Source organism: Actinoplanes aureus, from assembly GCF_015704865.1.
In the GTDB taxonomy this organism is placed as follows: domain Bacteria; phylum Actinomycetota; class Actinomycetes; order Mycobacteriales; family Micromonosporaceae; genus Actinoplanes; species Actinoplanes aureus.
This window is the reverse complement of record NZ_JADQTO010000001.1, coordinates 90,752-110,283: the sequence shown is the minus strand read 5'-3', so window position 1 is coordinate 110,283 and position 19,532 is coordinate 90,752. Positions and strand designations below refer to the sequence as shown.

Below are 19,532 nucleotides of genomic sequence, written 5' to 3'. Positions count from 1 at the left end.
CCTCCCGCCCTCGTCATGCCGGGTCGAACACCCGATCTGCTCCAGTTTCCGTCAACCGCACCACCCGAAACCCGGCGTCGGCCAAAATGTGCGGTATCTCCAGAACTGCGGAGCGACATTTGGCACGTCCCTCCGGTCCCAGATCCTGCCAGTCCACCAGATCCGGAGATCGGCGTCGAGCCCGGTCCCGCTCCGGACCGTGCACCCACCCGTCGGCTCGGGCCGCGCGCGCCCACCGCTCCTGCTCGCGCTGGGCCAGCAGCTCGACCTCGTCCGGCGCGAAACGGAAGTCGTCGGCGCTGCCGTCGGCGGGCACCACGGCACAGCCGACCATGTGCAGCTTGACCCCGATGTCGTCGGCCTGCCGGCGGTTCGATCGCCGCAGCTCCTCGTCGAGGTCCACCCACGGACGCAGGGCGGGTGTGCTACCCAGTTTCTCGCCGCGGCGCAGACAGCCCTCGACGAAACGCTCGTGGATCAGGCGGCCCAGCCGCTCGGACAGGTCGTCGGCGATCAGCGCCGGATCGCAGCCGGCGGCCACCGCGGAGAACAGCTTGACCCGGCCGTCGATCGGGTCGAGCAGCGGCTGCTCCCGGTGGTGGCGGCTGAACGCCTCGGTGATCGAGGCGAGCGCGTCCACCACCACGACGATGTCACCGCTCACCCGGCGCCAGAGCCGGTGCTCGCGCAGGGCCAGTTCCAGCCCTTCCCGGTCGTCGGAGAAGCACAGGAAGGCCCGGTCGTAGCGGCCCAGGTCGCCCTCCTCCAGCAACTCGTGCAAGGAGGATTCGTACGGCACCGGGCGGCAGCCGTCCAGGATCACCTCGTGCCGGTGGGTCAGTTCGCCGAGATTCCGGGCGGCGTCCGTGGCCACGATGTCCACGTCCACCCGCTGGTGCGGTTCGGATCGGCGCAGTCGCCAATGGCGGGCGATCTCCAGCAGCAGCACCTGTGCCAGCGACGAGTCGCCGGCGACCAGCAGCCGCGTGACCTCGTCCGGCCGGACCGGCAGCGGCTGCTGGTCGAGCAGCACGTGGACGGCGAGCTGATCGAGATGGAAGAAGTCCAGGCGCTGCCCCGGCGTGTGCGGCACACCCAGGCGGCGAGCCTGCAGGGTCAATGCCCACTCCGGCTCGTGGATCTGGGCGTAGAGGGCGATGTCGCTGCGCGAGGAGGCCACCCGGGCGGCGGCCGCCGCGATCGCGAGGTTCGCGGCGCTGGTGTCCGCGCAGGCGTAGAGCACGGCGGCCCGGGCGACGCCGGCACCGCGCAGCACGTCCGGGTCGCGGCCGTCGCCCTGCACCCCGAGCAGGCTGCGGCGGCGCAGTTCCAGGGGGCCGATCGGCTGGGTTCGTACCACCACGACGCGGCGGCCGCTCAGGTGCAGCCGGTGTGCGAGGGTCCGCGCCACCGAGGTGTCGCCACAGACCACCACGTGCCCGCTCGAACGGCGGGCACGCAGCCGGCGCAGCTCCGAGGAGAGCAGCAGCCGGGCCGCTTCGACGACCGCGTACAGCGTCACGATGGGTGCCGCGAACCGGGCGATCTGGAGGGCCGGCGGGAAGTCGGTGCCGCCCTCCAGCGGATCGGCACCGAGGACGAACAGCTGGAGCGTGCCGTACATGAGGTTGAGCGGGTCGCGGGCGGCCGGATCGTCACCCCGGGCCAGGTACTGATCCAGCCCGAAGAAGCCCAGGACCAGCGCCAGCACCCCGATCAGGGCGAAGACCGCCCGGGTGGCGGTCACCGCGGTCTGGCTCTGCTCATCCCGGAAAGACAGGGGGGTACGGGGGAAGGTGGCCATCGACACCTCTCGGCAACACGGCTCCGAATCGCCCACAGTGTTACACGACGTCGCCTGAGCGGCTACGCACCGTCCATTCTGCGCTGTCGAGTCACGGACCGGAGAGCGTGGCGAGCTCGGCCGGGTCCGCGTTGCCTCCGGTGCAGACGACGGCGACCCGACGGCCGGTGAAGAGCTCCGGGCGGCTGAGGACGCCGGCCAGGGCGGCGGCTCCGGCGCCCTCGGCCAGCGTGTGTGCGGCGGTGGCCAGCAAGCGGCGGGCCTCGGCGATCTGGCCGTCGGAGACCAGGAGGAAGTCGGCCAGCCGGTCGCGCAGCACGCCCTGCGGCAGGGCGAAGCCGCGGCCGGTGGCGAGACCGGCGACGGCGGTGCGGTTGGGGCGTTCGACGATCTCCCCGGCGCGCCAGGAGTCGTGGGCGGCGGGCGAGGCCGATGACTGGACGGCGATCACGGCGCAGTGCGGCGCCACCTCGGCGGCGACCAGGCACGCGGCGGCGGCGCCGGTCCCGCTGCCCACCGGCACGACGATCGCGTCCAGGTCCGGACGGGCCTCGAGGATCTCCAGGTAGACGGTGCCGACTCCGGCGAGGAGTTCCGGCGTGTCGCCGGGACTGATCAGGCGGGCGCCGGTCTCCTCGGCGTGCTGTCGCGCGTACCTCTCGGCGTCCTCCAGGGAGTCGCCGATGCGGACCGCTCGCGCGCCCCACGCCTCGACCGCCTCCGCCTTGCCCGCCGGCGTGCCGCCGGGCATCACCACCGTGCATTTGACCCCGAAGACATGACCCGCGTACGCGAGCGACTGCGCGTGATTGCCGGTCGACCAGGTGACCGTGCCGCGCTCGCGCTCCGCGGCACTCATGCCGGCCAGCAGAGTGAGGCCGCCGCGCACCTTGAAGGCGCCGACCGGTTGCGTGTTCTCGTGCTTGACCAGCACCGACGTCCCGGCCGCCCGGTCCACGAGCGGATACGACCACATCGGGGTGGGCGGCAGATGCCGGCTGAGCAGTTCACGGGCGGCGCGGATGTCGTCAATCATGCTGCGATCGTCCGGTGCGACCGTCACATAGGTCCAATGCCTATGTTCTCGCTGATCTATAGACAGCATTGATATGTTGGCCGAATGCTCGACGTCACCCGGCTCCAAGTGCTTGTCGCGGTCGCCCGCCACGGCACGGTGACCGCCGCGGCGCAGGCTCTGCACTACGCGCAGCCGTCGGTGAGCCACCACCTGGCCCGCCTGGAGGCGGAGACCGGCAGCCGGCTGCTCCAGCGGGTCGGCCGCGGTGTGCGGCTGACCGAGGCCGGCCGGATGCTCGCCGACCGGGCCGAGGAGATCCTCGGACGGCTCGCGGCCGCCGAGGCGGAACTGGCCGCGCACACCGGGCTGCGCAGTGGCCGGGTCCGGCTGGCCGCCTTCCCGTCCGCGCTGGGCACCTTCGTGCCGGTCGCCGCGGCCGGGTTCGCCGCCGCGCATCCCGGCGTCGACCTGCGCTTCACCGAGGCCGAGCCGCCCGCGGCGGTCCGGCTGCTGCGCAGCGGTGACGCCGACGTCGCGCTGCTCTTCAGCCACCCGGGCGAGGCCACGCCGGACCTGGACGGGCTGCGGCGGGAACCGCTGATCGACGAGCCGACTTATCTGGTGGCGCCCGCGGACTGGCCGGGCGACCGACTCGCCGACCATCGGGACCGTCCGTGGATCGGCGGCTGCGAACGCTGCCGGAGCCGGTTGCTGAGTGCCTGCGCGGCGGAGGGCTTCACGCCGGACATCCGGTTCACCACCGACGACTACGTGGCGGTGCAGGCTCTGGTCGCCGCCGGGCTGGGCGTGACCACGCTGCCGGCGCTCGCCCTGGCGGCACATCGCGACCCGCGCGTCCGGGTGACGCCGCTGTCCGGACCCGGGCGCCGGGTGTGGGTCGCGGTGCTCGGCGAGCCACCCGACCCACCGGGCACCACGGCGCTGCTGGACCATCTCCGGGCCGCCGCCCGGTCGGTCTGAGCCTCGCGCGAACCCCGCGCTGCGGCCGTGCGCGGGCGGATGATCGCGTGGCTCGGCGGGACTGTGGTGGCGCGTACCTCAAAAAAGGCGTCAGCGATGAGCGGACCCGGACCACCGCGGGGCTTGAATCAGAGGGCGCAGCCCTCGGCGGGCGGCAGCGGAGCCGGCACGCCGATCGAGGGCAGGCCCAGGGAGACGCCCTTGAGCTTGGGTGTGCGGCCGGCTTCGAACGCGTCGCCGGCGCGCGTGCGGCGGTGGCTGAGCGGGTCGCCGTCGGCGTTGAGGTGGTGCGGCGCCGCGTAGGTGATCACGGTCTCGACGATGTCGCCGGGGCGCGGCGCGATGCCGCCGGTGGCGAAATGCACGAGTCGGCCGTCGCGGGCGCGGCCGCTCATCCGGCCGGTGCGCTCGTCCTTGCGGCCCTCGCCGACCGCGACCAGAACCTCGACCTTCTCGCCGACGAGCTTCTTGTTCTCGTCCCAGGTGATCTCTTCGAGGGTGGCGATGAGGCGGTTGTAGCGGTCCTGCACGACCGCCTTGGGCACCTGCTCCTCCATGGTGGCGGCAGGCGTGCCGGGACGCTTGGAGTACTGGAAGGTGAAGGCGCTGGAGAAGCGGGCCTGACGGACCACCTCGAGGGTCTGCTCGAAGTCCTCCTCGGTCTCGCCGGGGAAGCCGACGATGATGTCGGTGGTGATCGCGGCGTCCGGCATCGCGGCCCGGACCTTCTCGATGATCCCCAGGTACTTCTCCTGGCGGTAGCTGCGGCGCATCGCCTTCAGCACCCGGTCGGAGCCGGACTGCAGGGGCATGTGCAGCGAGTGGCAGACGTTCGGCGTCTCGGCCATCGCCGCGATCACGTCGTCGGTGAAGTCCTTCGGGTGCGGGCTGGTGAACCGGACCCGCTCCAGGCCCTCCACCTCGCCGCAGGCGCGCAGCAGCTTGCCGAAGGCGAGCCGGTCGCCGAACTCGACGCCGTAGGAATTCACGTTCTGGCCGAGCAGGGTCACCTCGAGGACGCCCTCGGCGACCAGCGCGCGGACCTCGGCGAGGATGTCGCCGGGGCGGCGGTCCTTCTCCTTGCCGCGCAGGCTCGGGACGATGCAGAACGTGCACGTGTTGTTACAACCGACAGAGATGGAAACCCAGCCCGCGTACGTCGACTCGCGCTTGGTCGGCAGCGTGGAGGGGAAGACCTCGAGCGACTCGAGGATCTCGACCTGCGCCTCCTCGTTGTGCCGGGCGCGTTCCAGCATCGCCGGCAGCGAGCCGATGTTGTGGGTGCCGAAGACCACGTCGACCCAGGGCGCCTTCTTGACGATGTCGCCCTTGTCCTTCTGCGCGAGGCAACCGCCGACCGCGATCTGCATGCCCGGGTTCTTCAGCTTCGTCGGGCGCAGGTGGCCGAGGTTGCCGTAGAGGCGGTTGTCGGCGTTCTCGCGTACCGCGCAGGTGTTGAAGACCACGACGTCCGCCGCGTCGGCGTCGGCGGCGCGCACGTAGCCGGCGTCCTCCATCAGGCCGGAGATCCGCTCGCTGTCGTGCACGTTCATCTGGCAGCCGTACGTGCGCACGTCATAGGTGCGCGGGCCACCCTGCATCTCGGTAGTCATGGCAATTGACCAGGCTACCCGTTACGCGGCGGCGGGCCGCTCCGGCGTCCGGCTACATCTGGGGTCGCGGCCGTCGCAGGGATGCAGCACCCGCCGTTCCGGGCCGTCGTCGGTCTCCCGTTCGTCGACGTGCACCGGTCGCAGGGTCCCGTCCGGCTCCGCCAGCACGTACCGCGACGGGTCGAGGGTGTCGTCGGGAAGCAGGACCGCGGCACGCAGCCGGACCGCGACGGCGCTCGCGATGGTCTCCTCGGCGACCTCGGAAGGCGCGAGGTAGACGTCGACGACTGTCGGAAAGTCGCCACGGACGTGATAGACGTCGCAGAGCAGCGTGTCGCCGGGAACCAGATCGTGCACAGGTTGCTCCAGCGCACCGGCCAGCGCGCCCCTTATCAGGTCGGGGTCGATCCGCGCGGCCACACTCCAATTCCAGAGGCCGTCTGCCGCCATACCCATCATGCTGTCCACCTCATCCGCCGCGCACCTGCTGTGTTACCGCTCCGTGACCATTCTCGACACGATCCGATACTGACCGCCCCATAAGGTGTGTCCATTCGAGTGAACCGACAACCGAGCGGATGGACCGGGTGGCAGACGAGGCTCTCATCGTCCTTGAGAAGGTCAACAAGTGGTTCGGCCCACTGCATGTGCTACAGGACGTGAATCTGTCTGTCGCACGCGGTGAGGTGGTGGTCGTGATCGGACCCTCCGGGTCCGGCAAGTCCACGCTGTGCCGCGCCATCAACCGGCTGGAGCCTATCGACTCGGGCACGATCACCTTCGACGGACAACCGCTGCCCGCGGAGGGCCGGGCCCTGGCCCGCCTGCGCAGCGAGGTCGGCATGGTTTTCCAGTCCTTCAACCTGTTCGCGCACAAGACCATCCTGCAGAACGTCATGCTGGGCCCGGTCAAGGTGCGCAAGGAGAAGCCGGCGGCGGTCCGGGACCGCGCCATGGGCCTGCTCGAGCGGGTCGGCATCGCCAGCCAGGCCGACAAGTACCCGGCCCAGCTCTCCGGTGGACAGCAGCAGCGGGTCGCGATCGCTCGCGCGCTCGCCATGCAGCCCAAGGCACTGCTCTTCGACGAGCCCACCAGCGCACTCGACCCGGAGATGGTCGGCGAGGTGCTGGACGTGATGACCTCGCTGGCCGCCGAGGGCATGACCATGGTCGTGGTCACCCATGAGATGGGTTTCGCCCGACATGCGGCCAACCGTGTCGTATTCATGGCAGATGGACAACTGGTCGAAGAGGCCGCGCCGGCCGAATTCTTCGCGAATCCGAAGACGGAACGGGCGCGGGACTTCCTGTCCAAGATCTTGACGCACTGACCGTTGCCCTTTCCTGTCACTACAAGAGGAGATTGAGCATGCGTATGAAGCGGGTAGCGGTGGTCGCCGCGGCGGCCTTCGCGTTCACCCTGACCGCCTGTGGCGAGGAGGGGACCCCGACTCCGAGCGGCGCCGGCAACGGCAGCGGCGCCGCGCCGGCCTCGGACACCTGCTCGACGTCGGGCACCACCTTCACTGCGGACACGGCGGCGGCCGTCACCGGCAGCCCCACCTTTGACAAGATCAAGTCCGCTGGCAAGGTGGTGGTCGGCGTCAAGTTCGACCAGCCGAACCTGGGCTACAAGGACACCGCGGGCACCCGCTGCGGGTTCGACATCGAGACGGCGCAGTACCTCGCGTCGAAGCTCGGCGTCGACCCGGCGAAGATCGAGTACAAGGAGATCCCGTCCGCCAACCGGGAGACGGCGATCAAGGGTGGGGAGATCGACTACTACGTCGGCACCTACTCGATCACCGACAAGCGCAAGGCCGACGTCTCGTTCGCGGGCCCGTACTTCGTGGCCGGCCAGGACCTGCTGGTCCGCAAGGACGAGTCGGCGATCACCGGCAAGGACACCCTGAAGGGCAAGAAGGTCTGCTCCGCGACCGGCTCCACGCCGATCCAGCGGGTTCGCGACGAGGCGCTCACCGAGCCGGAGAACATCGTCGAGTTCAAGACCTACTCCGAGTGCGTCTCGCAGCTGCTTGACAAGAAGGTCGACGCGGTCACCACGGACGACGCGATCCTCAAGGGCTACGCCGCGCAGAGCCCGGACGACCTGAAGGTGGTCGGCCAGCCGTTCAGCACGGAGAAGTACGGCATCGGCCTGCCCAAGGACGACAAGGCCTTCCGCGACTACGTGAACGACCAGCTGGAGGCCGCGTTCAAGGACGGCACCTGGCAGAAGATCTACGACGGCACGCTGGGCAAGTCGGGTTCGCCGGCCAGCCCGCCGACCCTCGAGCGCTACTGATCAACGCCGCGCCGGCCGGCGTCGGGTGGTTCGCCACCCGGCGCCGGCCGGTGATTTAAAGGACGGGGCATGACGGAATTCCTTCGCGTACTGACGGACAACTGGAGCCTGTTCGCCGACGGCTTCAGCAACACGGTGCAGCTGTTCCTGTACAGCGCGGTCGGCAGCCTGGTGCTCGGCACGCTGCTCGGCGCGTTCCGGGTCTCACCGATCCCGGCGCTGCGCTGGTTCGGTGCCACCTACGTCAACATCGTGCGCAACACACCGCTGACGCTGGTCTTCGCGTTTCTGGTTTTCGCCGTCCCGAAGCTCGACGTCAACATCGACTACTTCCCGAGCGCGTGCATCGCCCTCACCGTCTACACCGCGGCGTTCGTCTGCGAGGTGGTCCGCTCGGGCGTGAACACGGTGGCCCCCGGGCAGGCCGAGGCGGCTCGGGCGATCGGCATGACCTTCGACCAGGTGCTCGGCCAGGTCATCCTGCCGCAGGCGGTCCGGGCCATGGTGCCGCCGCTGATGAGCGTCATGATCGCCATGCTGAAGAACACCACGATCGCGGCCGGGTTCTCGGTGCTGGAGGCCGGTGCGATTCCGGCGTACATGTCTGAGCGCGGTGAGCCTCAGTTCATCGTGCTGATCTGGATCACGATCGGCTTCCTGATCCTGATCACACCCCTGGTGCTACTGCAGCGGTCCCTCGAGCGTAAGTGGGCGGTGTCGCGATGAGTTCGGCGTTGTACGACCTGCCCGGCCCCCGTGGGCGCCGCCGCAACGCGCTGATCGGCGTGCTGGCCACCGTGGCGATCCTCGGATTGCTCGCCTTCGTGGTCTACCGGTTCTGGGAGACCGGCCAGTTCGAGGCCCGCCGCTGGGAGCAGTTCAAGTTCAAGGCCGTGCAGAGGGAACTGCTCGAGGGCCTCTGGTTCACGCTGAAGGCGGCCGGCATCGCGGCGGTGCTCGCGCTGCTCTTCGGCGCCGTCTTCGCCGCCGGACGGCTCAGTGATCGCACTCTCCTCCGGGCTCCCTCGACCACCGTGGTCGAGCTGTTCCGGGCGATCCCGCTGCTAATCCTGATCTTCTTCGGCTACTACGTGCCCCTGCAGTACGGCTGGTCGATCGACAAGATGTGGGCGCTGATCATCGGCCTCACGCTGTACAACGGCTCGGTGCTGGCGGAGATCTTCCGCGCCGGGATCAACGCGGTGGCGAAGGGGCAGTCCGAGGCCGCCTACGCCATCGGCATGCGGAAGAACCAGGTGCTGCGGCTGATCCTGCTGCCGCAGGCGTTCCGGGCCATGCTGCCGGCCATCGTCAGCCAGCTCGTGGTGCTGCTCAAGGACACCGCCCTGGGCTTCATCATCACGTACCCGGAACTGCTCACGGTCGGCAAGACGATCGGTGGCCGGCTGGCCTTCGGGCTGCCGTACGTGCCGTCTTACCTGGTCATCGCGGCCATCTACATCACCCTCTGCGGCATGCTGTCGGTCCTGGCCTGGTGGCTGCAACGGCGGATGACCCGGCTGCCGAAGAGCAAGGCCGTGGAGCCGGTGCCGCTGACCGACGCCACCCGTCAGATCTGATTACCGGGCCAGCTCCGTCACACGGGACTCTCGTACGACCGTGACGCGGATCTGGCCCGGATAGGTCAGTTCCTCCTCGATCTGCTTCGCCACATCCCGGGCGAGCACCGCGGCGCCGATGTCGTCGATGTCGTCCGGCCGCACCATCACCCGGATCTCGCGGCCGGCCTGCATCGCGAAGACCTTCTCGACGCCGACCTTGCCGCCGGCGATCTCCTCGATCCGCTCCAGACGCTTGACGTACGCCTCCAGGCTCTCCCGCCGCGCACCCGGCCGGCCGCCGGAACAGGCGTCCGCGGCCTGGGTCAGCACCGCCTCGATGGTCTGCGGCGGCACCTCGTTGTGATGCGCTTCGATAGCGTGCACCACGTCGTCGTGCTCGCCGTATTTACGAGCCAGATCGGCACCGATCAGGGCGTGGCTGCCCTCCACCTCGTGGGTGAGCGCCTTGCCGATGTCGTGCAGGAAAGCGGACCGCTTCATGGTCGGCACGTCCAGACCCAGCTCGGCCGCCATGATCCCGGCGATGTGCGCCGTCTCGACCAGATGCTTCAGCACGTTCTGGCCGTAGCTGGTGCGGTACCGGAGGCGGCCCAGCAACTTCACCAGCTCCGGGTGGATGTTGGTGATGCCGACGTCGACGAGCGCCTCCTCGGCGGCCCGGTCACAGAGGCGCTCCACCTCGTTGCGGGCACTGTCGAAGACCTCCTCGATCCGGTGCGGGTGAATCCGGCCGTCCAGCACCAGCTTCTCCAGCGTCAGGCGGCCGACCTCACGGCGTACCGGATCGAAGCAGGACAGCAGCACCGCCTCCGGGGTGTCGTCGATGATCAGGTTCACGCCGGTGGTGGACTCGAAGGCCCGGATGTTGCGGCCCTCCCGGCCGATGATCCGGCCCTTCATCTCATCGCTCGGCAGATGCAGGACGCTGACCACGCTCTCCGCGGTCTGCTCGCTGGCGATCCGCTGAATCGCGTCGACCACGATGTGCCGGGCCCGGGTGTCGGCCGTGCCCTTCGCCTCGGTCTCGATGTCCCGGATCAGGATCGCCGCCTCGCGCTTCGCCTGACCCTCGATCGACTCGATCAGCTCGCTCTTCGCCGTCTCCGCGGTGAGCCCGGCGATCCGCTCCAGCTCGCGGCGCTTCACCTCGTCGGCTCTCGTCAGCTCTTTCTCACGCCCGGCCAGCGCCGCTTCCCGCTTGCCGAGGTCGGACTCCAGGGCGGCCAGGCGGCGCTCCCGCTCCACCAGGCGCTCCACCTCCTCGGCGTGCAGCCGCTCCCGCTCGTCGATCCGGGCGGCCCGGCGCTCCACCTCGGCGGCCTGCTCCTTCACCGTGGCGTTGAGCAGCGCGATCTCCCGCTCACCGGATCGCCGGGCGGCGGTGCGTAGCTGCTCGGCGTCGGTCTCCGCCTGGCGGTGAGCGTGCTCGAGGATCGTGTCGGCCTCGCCGTGCGCCGCCTCCAGAACGCGGCGGGCCTCGGCCCGGGCGGCACTGGCCTCGGCCTTGGCGGCGGCGGCCTCCGCCCGTACCGAAGCCGCCTTCGCGTTCGCGTCGGCGACCTTCGCCTGCGCGTCGCCGACCGCCTGCTCCTGCCGTTCCTGGGCGTTCTGCCGATCGGCGTTGAGGTTACGCAGCGCCCGCGCCCCGAAGACGATCCCGGCTATCACCGACACGGCGAGCACGATGGTCGCAACCACGAGCACCCAGACCAGGGGGTCCATCTCGCCGCGTCTCCCTTCGCTGCCGGCGCGATGTGCACGCGCGCGGCCTCTCTGCGGGATGCCCGACCAAGGCAGATGACCGCAGGCGGCACCGGACCCCGGGCTCACACGCTCCGCGTTCGGCGTCCCCGAGCTTCCAGTCTCCGCCTTGCGAGGCTGGCGCTCTCCGACTTCCGCTTCCTTCCGGGCGCGGTCCGCTCAGCCCGTCACCTGGGGCACGCCCGCAGGGGCCGGCCTGCTCGAGCGGTGGCCGGTAGTCGGCGCGGCTGAAGCTGCCCGCGCGTCGGACCCTGATGCGGCGCCTCGATGGGCCTTGGGTGGCCCGTCGTTCTCGGGTTGCCGGGGTGCCGGCTTTGGCAGACTGCGGATCGCTGGTGGTGGCTCGCGTTGCTTTGTCACCCGCGTTGCCGGTTGCCTGCGTTGCCTGCCACCGGCTGCGCTGCCAGTTACCAGCGTTGCCGGTCGCCTGCGTTGCCGGTCGCCTGCGTTGCCTGCCACCTGCTGCCGGCGTTGCCGGTTGCCCGCGTTTGCCAGTCGCCTGCCACCGCATTGCCGGTTGCCTGCGTTGCCTGCGTTGCCTGCCACCCGCGTTGCCGGTTGCCTGCTACCCGCTGCCGGCGTTGCCGGTTGCCCGCGTTGCCGGTTGCGTGCATTGCCTGCCACCCGCATTGCCGGTCGCCTGCGTTGCCTGCTACCCGCTGCCAGTTACCAGCGTTGCCGGTTGCCCGTTGCCGTTCGCCTGCGGCGCCTTGCCGCCGCGGTCGGGTCCGCCGGCCGGTAAGCATCGCTTCCTCAAGCGCGGAATGACGCTGAACGGTCGAGCTCGTCGCCCGGCTAGCATTCATCCGCAACGATCGGTTGCGACTGCCTCCGGCCAGCGAGCCGGCCGCTCGCTGCTCGGATCGGAGTTTGTGGAGTTGTGGGGTCGACCGCCGGTATGTCGCGCCGCCTGCCGCGCGGTCAGCGGCTGACGGAGGTATCAGCCTGGGCGGCGGAACCGTCCAAGTGATGCCGTAATGTAATGCGATCTATGTTGTGCCTGTTGCTTGCGATGGTCGAACAAACCTTGTGTAACGCGAGGCTAGGTCGCAAGCACCGCTTCGGTCAAGGACTCATGATTCGGCAGCGGATAGGACGTACGGCACAGACGTGCTTACGCCCAGCTTACGATCGTGCCGGGATATTTCCGACGTACCGTGCGATGCCACCTAGACCTCCGTACTCACCGGAGCCGCCCGCTCTGCGCCGGTCGGCGACGGCTCGGCTTCGCGGCACGGAGAGTGACCGGAGTGACTGAGTCAGCAGGACATCACGGAGGATCCCACCAAAAGATCACAAGGGGAAAGATCTTCACATCGGGACTATATCGGGTTTTACGTAGGGGTGATGGCTCGGGTTCGGGGTGGGTTTCGCTTCGGCCGCCGCAGTTGCCCATCTCTGCGAGATGGGCAAATCGCCTTTCGCCGGAGGGCGTGCTGGTGGTTGCCGCGCGGTCTCCTGGCGCGCACTCGGGGCCAGTTGCGTGGACCACACGGGTGGCCTTGGGCCGAGCCGGCCAGCCGCTCCTGGGTCTTGCGCCCTGGTTGGATCACGAAGCGTCGTATCCGAGCCGGCCAGCGACCTGATGAGGCTCTGCTGGCTCGGGCTAGCTGTGCTGAACCAAGGCTTGGACCCAAGCGCCGGATCCCAGTCGGCCAGGACCTTCTGCGCCCTGCCTTCAGGCGGCTACGTGGAGCCCTGCGATGCGCTGGGTCCCGGAGCAACCAGCGGCCTCCTGGCGCCCTGCGCTCCCTGACCAACAGCGTGGAGCTTTGCGATACGCCGGGACCCGAAGCCAACCAACGGCCGCCCTGCGCCCTGCGCTCCCTGACCAATAACGTGGAGCTTTGCGATACGCCGGGACCCGAAGCCAACCAACGGCCACCCTGCGCCCTGCGCTCCCAGACCAATAACGCGAATCCCCGTGATGCGCGGGGTCCGAAACCGGCCAGCGGCCCGCTGGCTGGGCCGGCTGCTGGGCTACCGTGCCGCCGGTTGCCCGCTCCGCTGGTCACCGCGTGGCTGGTGAAGGCGGGCAGCGCTGGACGGAAAGGCGGCCAGTAGCCTCCTCACGGGCGACCTTCGGCCCCCAAGGCTTCCGGCGCTCAGCCCAGAGTTCGAGCCCGGCCTCCGAGGCCGGTGCCGGCCGCCGGACTTCCTCAGATCGGGGAGTCGCCGGCCTGGTCGGCCAGAGCGTCCGCATCGATGGCATCGGCGAACTCCGCCGCCTCAGCGTCGCGTGCGGCCAGCGCGTCCTTCACAGCACGGATGGCGACTCCGGCCGGGTAGCCCTTGCGAGCCAGCATGGCGACTAGACGGCGGAACACCGCATCCGGCGCACCGCTGGCGCTGCGGAGCTTGCGATCTACCAGGGCCCGCGCGGCCGCAGCCTCGGCGTCCTCATCGAGGGACTCCAGTGCCTCGCCGGCCACTTCCGGATCCACGCCGCGCTGGCGCAGCTCGTTGGCGAGCGCACGACGGGCCAGCCCGCGGCCGTGGTGCCGGCTGGACACCCAAGCTCGGGCGAAGGCCGCGTCATCGATGATGCCGACCTCGTCGTAGCGGTCGAGGACCTCGGCGATCACCTCCTCGGAGATCTGTTTTCGCGCAAGGACCTTCGCCAGCTCCGCCCGCGTACGCGGGCGCACAGCGAGCTGGCGCAGGCAGATCTCGCGGGCCGTCTCGGCCTCACTCTGCGGCGGCTTGGACGGCCGCCCCTCATCGCTTTGCGAGAACGCCCCGAAATCGGACTCTGGCCCAGCGCCGTCGTCTGACGTGCGGCGGCGCCCCGCTGCCCCGAAGCGCCGCCCACCGTCACGGCGGAATCCCCCGGAACCGCCATCCACCGGCCCGTCGGTCTCGGCCCGGGGCGGGATGGCATCCCATCCCCGCCCGGACCGTGCACCGCGTCGTCCAGCCATCGCGGCCTACCGGATCAGAAGTCGACCGGCGGCAGCTCGGGGCCGCTCGCGGCATCACCAGTGGTCTGCCCCACGCCGAGCTTCTCCAGGATCTTCTTCTCGATCTCGGCGGCGACGTCGGGATTCTCCTTGAGGAACTCCCGCGCCTTCTCCTTGCCTTGGCCGAGCTGGTCGCCGTCGTACGTGTACCAGGCACCGGACTTACGGATGATGCTCTGCTCGACACCGACGTCGATGAGCGAACCCTCCCGGGAGATGCCCTTGCCGTACATGATGTCGAACTCGGCCTGCTTGAACGGCGCCGCCACCTTGTTCTTGACGACCTTGACCCGCGTCCGGTTACCGACGACGTCGGTCCCGTCCTTCAGGCTCTCGATGCGGCGCACGTCGAGACGCACGGAGGCGTAGAACTTCAGCGCGCGACCACCGGTCGTGGTCTCGGGCGAGCCGAACATCACGCCGATCTTCTCGCGCAGCTGGTTGATGAAGATCGCGGTGGTACCCGAGTTGCTGAGGATACCGGTGATCTTCCGGAGGGCCTGGCTCATCAGCCGTGCCTGGAGACCGACGTGACTGTCGCCCATCTCACCCTCGATCTCGGCACGCGGCACGAGGGCGGCCACCGAGTCGATGACGATGATGTCCAGCGCACCGGAGCGGATCAGCATGTCCGCGATCTCCAGCGCCTGCTCACCGGTGTCCGGCTGGGACACGAGCAGCGCGTCGGTGTCGACGCCGAGCGCCCGCGCGTACTCCGGGTCGAGCGCGTGCTCGGCGTCGATGAACGCCGCGATGCCGCCCGCCTTCTGCGCGTTGGCCACCGCGTGCAGCGCGACCGTGGTCTTACCGCTCGACTCCGGCCCGTAGATCTCGATGACCCGGCCACGCGGCAGGCCGCCGACGCCGAGTGCCACGTCGAGCGCGATCGAGCTGGTCGGGATGACGGCGGTCTGAACAACCGGGCGCTCCCCGAGCCGCATCACCGAACCCTTGCCGAACTGCTTGTCGATCTGTGCCAGCGCGAGTTCGAGCGCCTTTTCCCGATCAGGTCCTGCCACCATTGCCGCCACCCCTGTATTCGACTTCGCGGTCTTCGTCGAAGAGCTCTTGTTCACCACGGCCGACACGGTATGCGGTGGGTATGACAAAAATCTTCCGCCCCACCGTGAGCTGTGGATGGCCAAGCCGCTGTGGACAATAGCCGAACACCTGTACGACGATCGAGCGACACGCCAGAACAAGCGTACGAAAAGCGGCTCAACGCAGGCGCGCGGGCACCCGATCGGGGTACGCCGCCACCACCGCGCGCCAGATGGTAGCGGTATCAACACCCTGAGCGATGGACTGGTTGATGGTCCGCCCACTCAGGTCCGTAAAGGTGTAATCCGCCGCAATGCTGCGGGCATAGGCGGATCCGAACGTCTGCTCGAGACGGTCCCAGAAGTCAGTCAGCCGCACAGCACGAGCCTACCCAGGCTGACATGGGCAGCTTTCAGGCGAGCGCGGCGGCCGCCACCCGCAGATCATCAACAAGTCCCTGGTACGCGGCGTCGCGATCGTCCGCCCGAAGGACCGCCGACGGATGGATGGTGGCCAGCGCCTGGATCTCCGCCACGGGGAAGTCCTCCGGGTGCGCCGCCGACGCGGGCCAGGGCATCAGCTGCCCCCGCGACTTGGTGACCCGGAACGAGGGGCCGAGCAGCGCCCGCCCCGCGGTCGCACCGAGGATGACCACCAACTTCGGCTTCAATAGGGAGAACTCCGCAACCAGCCAGGGCCGGCAGGCCGTGATGTGCGCCGGTCCGGGGTTCTGGTGGATGCGCCGGCGGCCTCGCAACTCGAAGCGGAAGTGCTTGACCGCGTTGGTGATGTAGAGGTCGGCGGGATCGATGCCGGCATCGTCAACCGCCTCGCGCAGCAACCGGCCGGCCGGCCCCACGAACGGCAGACCACGCTGGTCCTCGACGTCACCGGGCTGTTCACCCACGAAGACGATCTTCGCGTGCGGTGCCCCACGTCCGAACACGGTCTGCGTCGCGTCCTGATAAAGCTCACAACCCCGGCAGTCAGCGGCGGCCGACTTGAGGTCGTCGATGCTCCGCGACTGCTGGGGCACCCACTGCTGCGCTCCGACTGGCGCCTCGGTCCTCGGCATTCCTCCGTTCTACCCGTACGGTCCATCACCATGCCGACCGGCCTCACCCTCCTGATGGACCCGTTCCCGTCACCGCATCGGCGCGGCGGTGGCCGAGGGGCGGACGGCAGCAGCGACCGCCCGCGCAAGGGGCGGTATGTCCTCTTCGTTCAGTGAGCTGACGGTGATGCGGATCCCCGGCTCGGAACGAACCCGGAAAAGGGCACCGGGCGCCACCGCATAGCCGGCGTCGCGCATCGCCGTGACCGCCAGTGTCTCGTCGGGCACCGGAACCCAGACGTTGATGCCGCTGTCGCCGAAGGCGACCAGGCCGTGCGCCCGGATGGCGTCCTGGAGACCACGGCGGCGACGTGCATACGCCTCGGCGGCATTCGCGATCCGAGCGGTGACGTCGGGATCCTGCCAGAGCTTCAGAAGCAGCCGTTGCAGCGTGGTGGAGACCCAGCCCATCCCGATGCGCATCCGGCCCACCACCCGGGCGACGGTCGTCTCGTCACCGGCCAGCACCGCGATGCGCAGATCCGGCCCGAAGGGTTTCGAGGCTGAGCGGACGAACGCCCACGAAGACGTGACCGGCCCCACGCAGTGCGGCGGCAGCTCGGCCAGCTCGGCGGCGTGGTCGTCCTCGATGACAACCACCCCGGGATGACCGGTGAGCAACTCCCGCAGCCGGGTGGCGCGCTCCGCGGTGACCGCGGCACCGGTCGGGTTCTGCGCGCGCACCGTTATGACGACAGCCCGCACACCGGACTGGAGCGCGGCCGCGAGCGCCTCCGGCACCGGCCCCTCCTCGTCCACGGCGAACGGGAACGCCCGCAGTCCCAGAGCGGCGATCAGATCGATCACACCCGCCCAGCCGGGGTCCTCGACGGCGACCGCGTCTCCCGGACGGAGGTGAGCGGTCAGCACCCGCTCGATGGAGTCGAGGGCGCCGGCGGTCACGGCGAACGCGGCGTCCTCCACCGGAATGCCCTGCTCGAGGAGGCGTGGACGGGCCGCATCGACCAGCTCCGGCATGGTGACGGCGGTGGCGTACCCCTGTGGCGGGCCGGTCTCGGCCGCCACCGCCGCTAACAGCGGGCCCAGCGGGGGCAGCAACCGCACGTCGGGCTCGCCCGTGGAGAGATCCCGCAGCCCGGCCGGCACCGGGAGTCGCGATCCGGAGCGCGGCACGGCCACAGCGGGACGGGCACGCACCCGGGTGCCTCGCCGGCCCTCGGTCTCGATCACACCACGCTGCCGGAGCTCCTGATACGCCTTGGCGACCGTGGCCGGACTGACATGTAGGGCGCTGGCGAGCACGCGCACCGAGGGAAGCGCCGCGCCGGTCACCCAGTCGCCTCGCATGATGCCCGACTCGATGCTCGCGGAAATCTCGGCGGCGTTCTCGCCGGTGACCTGATACTGTCCTGACACAGATGCGATTCTGTACTAGTACAGTGCCGTGCGCAAGACGATCACCCCTCGGAGGCCACGATGACCGACCTCTATCCCCCTACCGAGCGCACGACCGCCACGCGCACCCGGAGCCGGATGCACTACGAGCGGGAGACGGCCCACGCGATTCTCGACGAGGCGTTCGACTGTGCGGTGGGCTTCGTCGTGGACGGTGAGCCACGCGTCTTGCCGAACCTGCACGTCCGGGTGGGCGACACCCTCTACCTGCACGGTTCCACCGGGGGCCGGATGGGTCTCGCGGCTCGCGGGGACGGCATTCCGGTCTGCGTAACAGCCACCCTGCTCGACGGCTTGGTGTACGGGCGATCGCAGTTCCACCACAGCGCCAACTACCGCTCCGTGGTGGCGCTCGGAGTCGCCCGGCCGGTCGTCGAGGAGAGGGAGAAACGCAGGGTGCTGGCGGCCCTGGTGGCGAAGGTCGGCGTGGGCCGGCCCGGGGACAGCAGACCGCCGACCCGGCAGGAGCTGGCCCAGACCAGCGTGCTGGCGCTGCCACTCGCGGAGGTCTCGGTGCGGGCGCGCGGCGGCGGTGTGATGGACGATCCGGATGACCTGGATCTTCCCTACTGGGCCGGCGTGCTGCCATTGCGGACGGTGGCGGGACCACCGCTCACCGAGCCGGGTGTGGCCGCCGCGCCCCCGGCCTACCTGCCCGGGCATCCTTCGGAGTGGCAGACACCGGTCGTGATGGAAGGCCGGCACGTGCGGCTGGAGCCGCTCGCCCCAGGTCACGCGGAAGGCCTGTTCGAGGCCCTGGACGATGAAGAAGTCTGGCGGCACATCCCCACGCCACGGCCGCAGACGCCGGAGGAGATGGCCCGGGACATCGCCGATGTGCTGCGGGGGCAGTGGCTCGGCCACCGGGCGGGCTGGGCACAGATCGACCCGGTGACCGGGACGGTCGTCGGCATGACGAGTTATCACGACATCGACACCGGCTACCGGTCGCTCGGGATCGGGCACACGCTGGTCGGCCGGAAGTGGTGGCGCACCGGCGTCAACACCGAGGCGAAACTGATGCTGCTGGAGCGGGCGTTCGATGTGCTCGGCGCCGAGCGGGTCTTCTGGTACACGGACATTCGCAACGAACGCTCCCAGCAGGCGATCGCCCGGCTGGGCGCCAGCCGCGACGGGCTGATCCGTCGCCAGCGGCCGCGGCCGGATGGCACCTGGCGCGACACCGTACTGTTCGCGATGACGGTCGACGAGTGGCCGGCAGCAGCCCGCCGACTTCGCGACCGACTGGCCGCCGAGTGATGGGGGAGGACTTGTGCTAGGCATCACCGACTTCTGGACCTACGTGCTCGGTGTGGTGGCAATCATCCTGTTGCCCGGCCCCAACTCCATCTTCGTGTTGTCGGTCGGGGCACGGCGGGGCGTGCGAGCGGGGTATCAGGCGGCGTTCGGCGTCTTCATCGGCGACACGGTGCTCATGATCCTCTCGGCGACCGGGGTGGCCTCCCTGCTGGGCACCTATCCCCCGCTCTTCCTCGTCCTGAAATACGCGGGCGCCGCGTACCTGTCCTGGGTTGGCGTCAACATCATCCGCAGTGCCTGGAAGCGGTGGCGGCACCGCTCGGAGACAGTGCCGATCGACGCGAGTGAGCTGGCCTCGCTGCGTCGCCCATTCCGGCGCGCCGCTGTGATCAGCCTGCTCAATCCCAAGGCGATCCTCTTCTTCGTGTCGTTCTTCATCCAGTTCGTCGAGCCGGGCTATCCACATCCGGCGTTGTCGTTCCTGATCCTCGGCGCGGTCGTGCAGTTCTTCAGCGTGCTCTACCTGACGGCGCTGATCTTCGGCGGCCGGTTCCTCGCCGGGCAGTTCCGGGAACGCCGGAGACTCGCGGCGGCCGCAACCACGGGAGTGGGGGCACTCTTCGTCGGTTTCGGCGTCAAGCTCGCCACGGCGAGCGCCGGCTGACGACTCGAACGG

At 69.6% G+C, this 19,532-nt stretch carries 17 protein-coding genes; 7 read left to right on the top strand and 10 right to left on the bottom strand.

Translation table 11 applies throughout. The features are described from left to right. Positions 1-13: 13 nt before the first annotated feature. Entirely contained in the window at positions 14-1,804 is a 1,791-nt protein-coding gene (locus I4J89_RS00500) for an NAD-binding protein (RefSeq protein ID WP_196411772.1), read from the bottom strand. A gap of 91 nt (positions 1,805-1,895) precedes the next feature. Continuing rightward, positions 1,896-2,840 carry a threonine ammonia-lyase gene (locus I4J89_RS00495; RefSeq protein WP_196411771.1) on the bottom strand — a complete coding sequence of 315 codons (945 nt, stop codon included), beginning with the start codon at positions 2,838-2,840 and terminating at the stop codon, positions 1,896-1,898. An 84-nt stretch (positions 2,841-2,924) separates the two neighbouring features. Here I4J89_RS00495 and I4J89_RS00490 point away from each other — a divergent pair, with 84 nt between their 5' ends. After that, entirely contained in the window at positions 2,925-3,803 is an 879-nt protein-coding gene (locus tag I4J89_RS00490; protein WP_196411770.1) for a LysR family transcriptional regulator, read from the top strand. Between the two features lie 128 nt (positions 3,804-3,931). Here the strand turns inward: I4J89_RS00490 and miaB are convergent, their stop codons facing one another. Beyond that, positions 3,932-5,416 carry a tRNA (N6-isopentenyl adenosine(37)-C2)-methylthiotransferase MiaB gene (gene miaB / locus I4J89_RS00485; protein WP_196411769.1) on the bottom strand — a complete coding sequence of 495 codons (1,485 nt, stop codon included), beginning with the start codon at positions 5,414-5,416 and terminating at the stop codon, positions 3,932-3,934. 21 nt (positions 5,417-5,437) lie between these two features. Beyond that, positions 5,438-5,866 carry a hypothetical protein gene (locus I4J89_RS00480; RefSeq protein ID WP_230858148.1) on the bottom strand — a complete coding sequence of 143 codons (429 nt, stop codon included), beginning with the start codon at positions 5,864-5,866 and terminating at the stop codon, positions 5,438-5,440. A gap of 128 nt (positions 5,867-5,994) precedes the next feature. On the opposite strand from I4J89_RS00480, the gene I4J89_RS00475 reads away from it, so the two are divergent. The 4 genes from I4J89_RS00475 (at position 5,995) to I4J89_RS00460 (ending at position 9,301) form a co-directional block, all read left to right on the top strand. After that, entirely contained in the window at positions 5,995-6,747 is a 753-nt protein-coding gene (locus tag I4J89_RS00475) for an amino acid ABC transporter ATP-binding protein (protein WP_196411767.1), read from the top strand. A gap of 38 nt (positions 6,748-6,785) precedes the next feature. After that, complete coding sequence (locus I4J89_RS00470; RefSeq protein ID WP_196411766.1) at positions 6,786-7,721, top strand: glutamate ABC transporter substrate-binding protein; 936 nt, start codon at positions 6,786-6,788, stop codon at positions 7,719-7,721. Positions 7,722-7,790: 69 nt separating this feature from the next. Continuing rightward, entirely contained in the window at positions 7,791-8,447 is a 657-nt protein-coding gene (locus I4J89_RS00465; RefSeq protein WP_196411765.1) for an amino acid ABC transporter permease, read from the top strand. After that, a complete protein-coding gene (locus I4J89_RS00460) occupies positions 8,444-9,301 on the top strand; it encodes an amino acid ABC transporter permease (RefSeq protein WP_196411764.1) in 858 nt (285 codons plus the stop codon). Before I4J89_RS00465 ends, I4J89_RS00460 begins: the two co-directional genes overlap by 4 nt. Here I4J89_RS00460 and rny read toward each other — a convergent pair whose 3' ends face one another. The 6 genes from rny to I4J89_RS00430 form a co-directional block, all read right to left on the bottom strand. Further along, a complete protein-coding gene (gene rny / locus I4J89_RS00455; RefSeq protein ID WP_196411763.1) occupies positions 9,302-11,026 on the bottom strand; it encodes a ribonuclease Y in 1,725 nt (574 codons plus the stop codon). A 2,198-nt stretch (positions 11,027-13,224) separates the two neighbouring features. Further along, on the bottom strand, positions 13,225-13,986 hold the full coding sequence (locus tag I4J89_RS00450; RefSeq protein ID WP_196411762.1) for a regulatory protein RecX: 762 nt from the start codon (positions 13,984-13,986) through the stop codon (positions 13,225-13,227). Between the two features lie 14 nt (positions 13,987-14,000). Further along, positions 14,001-15,047: a recombinase RecA gene (gene recA, locus I4J89_RS00445; RefSeq protein WP_196411761.1), complete on the bottom strand. Its 1,047-nt coding sequence runs from the start codon at positions 15,045-15,047 to the stop codon at positions 14,001-14,003. 196 nt (positions 15,048-15,243) lie between these two features. Next, on the bottom strand, positions 15,244-15,444 hold the full coding sequence (locus tag I4J89_RS00440; RefSeq protein ID WP_196411760.1) for a DUF3046 domain-containing protein: 201 nt from the start codon (positions 15,442-15,444) through the stop codon (positions 15,244-15,246). A 34-nt stretch (positions 15,445-15,478) separates the two neighbouring features. After that, on the bottom strand, positions 15,479-16,141 hold the full coding sequence (locus I4J89_RS00435; RefSeq protein ID WP_196411759.1) for a UdgX family uracil-DNA binding protein: 663 nt from the start codon (positions 16,139-16,141) through the stop codon (positions 15,479-15,481). A gap of 69 nt (positions 16,142-16,210) precedes the next feature. Beyond that, entirely contained in the window at positions 16,211-17,557 is a 1,347-nt protein-coding gene (locus I4J89_RS00430) for an aminotransferase class I/II-fold pyridoxal phosphate-dependent enzyme (RefSeq protein WP_196411758.1), read from the bottom strand. A gap of 60 nt (positions 17,558-17,617) precedes the next feature. On the opposite strand from I4J89_RS00430, the gene I4J89_RS00425 reads away from it, so the two are divergent. Then, positions 17,618-18,856, top strand: coding sequence for a bifunctional pyridoxamine 5'-phosphate oxidase family protein/GNAT family N-acetyltransferase (locus I4J89_RS00425; RefSeq protein WP_196411757.1), 1,239 nt, complete (start codon positions 17,618-17,620; stop codon positions 18,854-18,856). A gap of 13 nt (positions 18,857-18,869) precedes the next feature. Continuing rightward, on the top strand, positions 18,870-19,520 hold the full coding sequence (leuE, locus tag I4J89_RS00420) for a leucine efflux protein LeuE (protein ID WP_196411756.1): 651 nt from the start codon (positions 18,870-18,872) through the stop codon (positions 19,518-19,520). Positions 19,521-19,532: the final 12 nt, after the last annotated feature.